This is a genomic window from Okeania sp. SIO2B3, from assembly GCF_010672525.1.
Classification (GTDB): Bacteria; Cyanobacteriota; Cyanobacteriia; order Cyanobacteriales; family Microcoleaceae; genus Okeania.
The window spans coordinates 23819-29818 of sequence record NZ_JAAHGH010000019.1 but is presented as its reverse complement, the minus strand read 5'-3'; the positions used below and the strand labels follow the sequence as shown (position 1 = coordinate 29818).

General features: G+C 40.0%; 1 protein-coding gene (running past one end of the window). It reads right to left on the bottom strand.

The window, feature by feature from the left end:
• Nucleotides 1-6000: part of a non-ribosomal peptide synthetase coding region (locus F6K15_RS16460; RefSeq protein ID WP_293062493.1), annotated on the bottom strand (this coding region is incomplete at its 3' end). Its footprint extends 2328 nt past the window's final position; the window shows 6000 of its 8328 annotated nt.

Below are 6000 nucleotides of genomic sequence, written 5' to 3'. Positions count from 1 at the left end.
TCTCTTATTCACTAATTGACTCCACCCTATTGCTTCGGGTTTCTCCTCTGTTAGCTTCTGTTCTATCTCTGCTACTGACATCCCTTCTCCATTCTCTATTCCTACTTCTATTACTTCTTTGTCTTTCCCTTCTGCTTTTTTATGCAGCACTACACTATATCTATATTTAGATAGTTCATTGTGTTCGCTTCCCCTCTGTAAACGTATCTGTACATGGCTGATTTCTTCTTTTTCTTCTTTTAGGGCTACAAATAATTCTGGTGATACTAACAGTTCCATTTCCTGTTGCATCACTCGCTCTAGCTGTTGCTTGATTTTTTCTGCTGATACTGATGGGGTGGCTTGATACATTTGTACTGATGTGTGAAATTCTTTTCTTAATTCTAAGTTCCTTACATCCCATAGGATTATTACTCCTCCTGGTTTGACTCTTTTTAGACTTTCTTCTATTACTTGCAATAAATACTCTACACTGGGAAAGTATTGTACTATCGAATTTAGTAAGACTACGTCTACACTGTTTTCGGCTACACCTTCGAGGGCTTCTGCTTGTTTTTGAGCTAGGGTTACATGATTATATTTTTCTGGTTCAAGCTCTATTTGTTTTTGAATATATTCTAGTGATACTTTTGATATGTCTGTGCCATAATATGATTTGGTTTTTGGTGCAATACCCAGTAATAACATTCCTGTTTTACATCCTATTTCACATACTGTTTCTGGTTTGGACTTTAATACTTGAGTTACTATATCTGCTGCCCATTCTTCCATTTGTTCTACTGGTATGGCTTGGTTGTTATAACTACTTTGCCATCCTGATATGTTGAATTTTGGGTCTTTGATTTCACTTGCTTTTATTTCTTGGGGTTGATTGAAGATCTCTGACCAACTTTTGAGTTGGGTTTCTATTAGCTTTTGTTTTTCAGCAACGCTTGTTTCTGTTTTGGGTACTACATATGCTAATAGACGTTTTTCTCCTGGTTTTTCTTCTTTGGCTACTACTACTGCTTCAGTTATTTTGCTATTTTCATTGAGTAATGCTTCTATTTCTCCTGTTTCTATCCTAAATCCTCGGATTTTTACTTGATTGTCTATTCTCCCTAAGTATTCTATTTCTCCTGTGGGTAAGTATCTGGCTTGGTCTCCTGTTTTGTAGATTCTGGCGTTTTTTTCTTCACTACAGGGGTGGGGTATGAATTTTTCTGCTGTTAGTTTTTCTTGGTTTCGGTAGCCTCGTGCTAATCCTGCTCCTCCTATGTGCAGTTCTCCTGCTACTCCTATTGCTACTGGTTGTTGGTTTTTGTCTAGGATGTACATTTGAGTGTTGTTTATGGGTTGCCCTATTGATTTTATTGATGAGTTGTTGTTAATTTTTTTGATTGATGACCAGATTGTTGTTTCTGTTGGTCCGTACATATTCCAGATTTCGGCTCCTGTTTGTTGGAGGGACTTCCCTAGTTTTTCTGAGATTGCTTCTCCTCCACACAGGATTTTCATTTTTTTTCCTCTCCCTGACCATCCGGCATTGATTAACATTTGCCAGGTTGCTGGTGTTCCTTGCATGATTGTTGCTTCTGATTTTTCTATGGCTTTTAATAGTTTTCGCCCGTCTTTTGCTGTTTCTTTTGTGACTATTTCTACTGTTGCTCCTGCGATTAATGGCAGGTATAGTTCTAATCCTGCTATGTCAAAACTTATTGTTGTTACTGCTAGTAGTTTTTCTGATGGTTCTATCCCTGGTGAGTCCTCCATTGATTTCAGGAAGTTTGTGAGTGAGCGGTGTTCTATTTCTACTCCTTTGGGTTTTCCTGTTGAGCCTGATGTATAGATTACATAGGCTAGATGATTGGGGTGGACTTGGCTTTGGATGTTGTTTGTTTGATTTTTATACTCTATTTCTATTTCTTGGTCTATGGTGATGATTTTTTGTTGCTTGAATAGTTCTTTTCCTAGTTTTTCTGTGATTTGGCTTGTTGTTACTAATAGTTCTACTTGGGAGTCGGCTAGCATATAGTTGATTCTCTGTGCTGGGTAGTTGGGGTCTATTGGTACATATGCTCCTCCTGCTTTGAGTATTCCTAATAAACCGATTACCATTTCTATTGAACGTTCTATGCTTATTCCTACTAGCACTTCTGCTTTTACTCCTAAGGAGCGCAGTTTCTGTGCTAGTTGGTTGGCTTTTTGGTTGAGCCCTGAGTATGTTAGTTTTTGCTCTTCAAATATTATTGCTGTTGATTGGGGTTGTTGTTGTACTATTTTTTCAAATAGTTCATGGATACATTTGTCTGGGGTGGCGCTTTGGGTTTGGTTCCAGGTAACTAATAACTGCTGTGTTTCTTTGGGGTTCATTATTGGCAGTTGATAGATTGGTTGCTCTGGTGTCTCTACTGCTGCTGATAATATGTTTTCGTAATGTGACAGCATCCTACTTATTGTTTCTGCCTCAAACAAGTCTCGGTTATAGGCGCAGAATGCTTTTATATTCTCTCCTTCTGGCCACATATGTAATTCTAAGTCCATTCTGACCGTCATCTCAGCCGCTTCCCCTTCATACCAACCTACCTCTAAATTAGGGAGGCTGAAGGATGGTTTCAAGACTTCACTCTGCTGAAGGGCAAACGACACCTGAAACAAAGGGTGTTGGGATAGAGAACGTTCCGGTTGTAACTCAGCTACCAGTTTCTCAAAGGGTAAGTCTTGATGAGCATAAGCTTCTAGAGATGTCTGTCTTACTCTTTTTAATACTTCTGTGAAACTTGGTTCCCCTCCCAAGTCCGTGTACATAACTAAGGAGTTAACAAAAAATCCGATTAACCCTTCTATTTCTCTACGGTTACGGTTGGCTATGGGTACACCTACGGCAATGCTATCTTGACCACTGTAACGATACAGTAATACTTTAAACCCTGCTAATAGGGTCATAAACAGAGTCACTCCCTGTTGTTTGCTGAGTTGCTTTAATTTTGATGTCAGTGTCGCTGATAGGTTGAATTCTTGACCAGCACCTTGAAAAGTTTCTCTGGCAGGTCGAGGATAATCTGTGGGCAGTTGTAGTTGTGGTAATCCTTTCAGCTTTTGCTTCCAGTAGCCTAATTGTGTTTGTAGGGTTTCACCTTGTAAGTAGTCCCGCTGCCAGACAGCAAAATCAGCATATTGTATGGGTAACTCTGGTAATGAGGATGGTTGATTTTCTACTGCTGCAGTGTAATGAACTGATAATTCCTTAGTAAATACGGTCAGTGACCAGCCATCGGAGGCAATATGATGTAATGTAACTTGGAGTATATGCTCTTTTGCTCCTAGTTGCAACAGTAAAGCTCTGATGGGTAGATCTTGTTCTAAATCAAACTGTTTTTCATTTTCTGTTTTCAGTAAATGTTGCAGTTGTGTAGCTTGTTGGGATAGTGTTAACTGACTCAGGTCTTGTTGAGGTAGCTCTAATTCAAATGGGGGTCTAATTACTTGTACTGGTGTGCCATTGATTTCCGCAAAGTTGGTTCTCAGAGTTTCGTGGCGATTGATGATTTGGTTGAGACTTTGTTGTAGAGCAACCAAGTCTAATTGACCCACTAAATGTATGGTTAACGGCTGATTGTAAGCATTTTCACTTAACCCTGTTTTTTCGATAAACCAGAGCCTTTGTTGGGCGAATGATAATGGTGGGAGATTACCATTTTGCTTCCTTGGTGTAATGGCTACTGCTTCAATACCTTCGGTTTGAGCTAGAGAAATATCTAATTCTTTGGCCAGACTAGCCACATCAGAACTCTCAAATAGGCTTTGCAGGGGTAACTCCACATTAAGAATATTACGCACACGAGACACAACTTGAGTCGCTAACAGGGAATGTCCTCCCAAATCAAAGAAGTTGTCATATATTCCCACCTTTTCTATTCCCAGAACTTCTACCAAAATTTCTGCCAATGCCTTCTCAGTATTGGTCTGAGGAGCTACAAACTCCCTTAACAAACTACTTGTCAAATCTGGTGCAGGCAATGCCTTACGATCTACTTTACCATTCGGTGTTAGTGGCAGTTGCGACAATACTACATATCCAGAAGGTATCATATACTCTGGCAACCTCGACTCTAGATACTTCCTCAAATCTGGTATCACTTGTTTCCCTATCTGTGAAGCCAAAGGATTGTTTCCGTAACTATGCCAGTTACCCCCTACCACTGATTTTTGAGTCAGCGGTGTTAACACCATCTCCTCTGCTGCTAACTCAGACCGCACAAACACTGCATCCATCAATTCTGCACCACCCTCTGCTGCCCAACACAACTCTAGGGAATATCCTAAAGATGCACTCAGTTCATATAACCTTTCTGGGTTAATGCCATTGACTGCTTTTTCCTGTGACTTTTGCTGCAACTGCTGTACATTCTTGATTTCCTCCATTGTTGATAGTAACTCTATCTCATGCACATCATTTACCACTCTGCTATTGGTTAAACTACTAAAGCAAATTAACTCAGGCTGCTTTTGTTGCAGATAGATTTCCATATCTTCATAACTCATACCTAACCCACTTTCTACCGGAGGAGCGATCGCTGTTGCAGGTTTTTCGTCTATATGTAATAACACACTATAGCGATATTTATTTAGTTCGTTATATTCGCTTCCTCTCTGTAAGCGTATCTGTACATGAGATATCTCTTTATATTTTTCTTTGAGAGCTACAAACAACTCCGGTGATACCAATAACTCTGTCTCCTGCTGCATCACTCTGTCTATCTGTTGCTTCAGTTTTTTGATTGACAGGGATGGTGTAGCTTTGTACATCTGTACCGAGGTATGAAATGCTTCCCTCAACTTTTGATTCCGGATATCCCCTAGAAAAATCATTCCTCCAGGCTTGACTACTCTGATACTATTCTCTATTACTTGCAACAAATATTCCACACTCGGAAAATACTGTACTATAGAACTCAGTAACACTACATCAAAGCTATTCTCAGCCACATCTGCCATATCTTCGGCTCGTTTTTGAGCTAGGGTAACATGACCATATTTTTCTGGTTGTTGTTCTATTTGTTTTTGAATATAATCCAGTGAAGCCTGAGAAATATCCGTGCCGTAATACCCCTTTGTGTGCGGTGCTATCTGAAATAACAGCATTCCTGTACCACAGCCTACTTCCCATACTATTTCGGGTTTAGATGCCAAAACTTGACTCACAATATCTCCCGCCCACACTCGCATTTGCTGCACTGGTATTAGTTGTCCATCATAGTTGCTTAACCAACCTCTGTTATTAAATAGGGGGTCTGTGATTTCACTTAATTGAGTATAAACTTGTTCATTAAATATTTCTTGCCAACTGTCTACTTGAGTGCCTGATAATTCTGGGTTATTGTCGTTATTGGTTTCAGTTTCGGGTACTATGTATGCAACTAAACGTTTGTCTCCTGGCTTGTCTTCCCTAACTATTACAACTGTTTCTTTTACTTCCGAGTTTTGATGGATAACAGCTTCTATTTCTCCGGTTTCGATGCGGAATCCTCGGATTTTTACCTGGTGGTCTATTCTACCTAAAAATTCAATATTGCCATCAGTTAGGTAACGTACCAAATCTCCTGTCTTGTATAATTTTGTGGCTTTTGAGCTGTCAAAGGGGTTAAGGATGAATTTCTCTGCTGTGAGTTGAGGACGGTTGTGGTAGCCTGTTGCTAGTCCGTCACCACCGATGTGTAGTTCTCCTGGCACTCCTATGGGTACTGGTTGTAATTGGGAGTCAAGGATGTATACTTTGATGTTAGATATCGGCCTACCAATAGGTGGTGAAATACTGCCTCCTTGACCAGAAACTACCAACCCAGAGGTAGTAACAACTGTATTCTCTGTTGGACCATAGTTATTAAATACACGGAATGGTAAGGCTGCCGATGGATAGCTGTGCAGCTTGTCTCCACCTGTGAGTACAGTTCTCAATTCTGTTTCTGGAGGCCATTCTAAGGAACACAAATTTTCCAATAGAGGTGTAGGCACAAAACT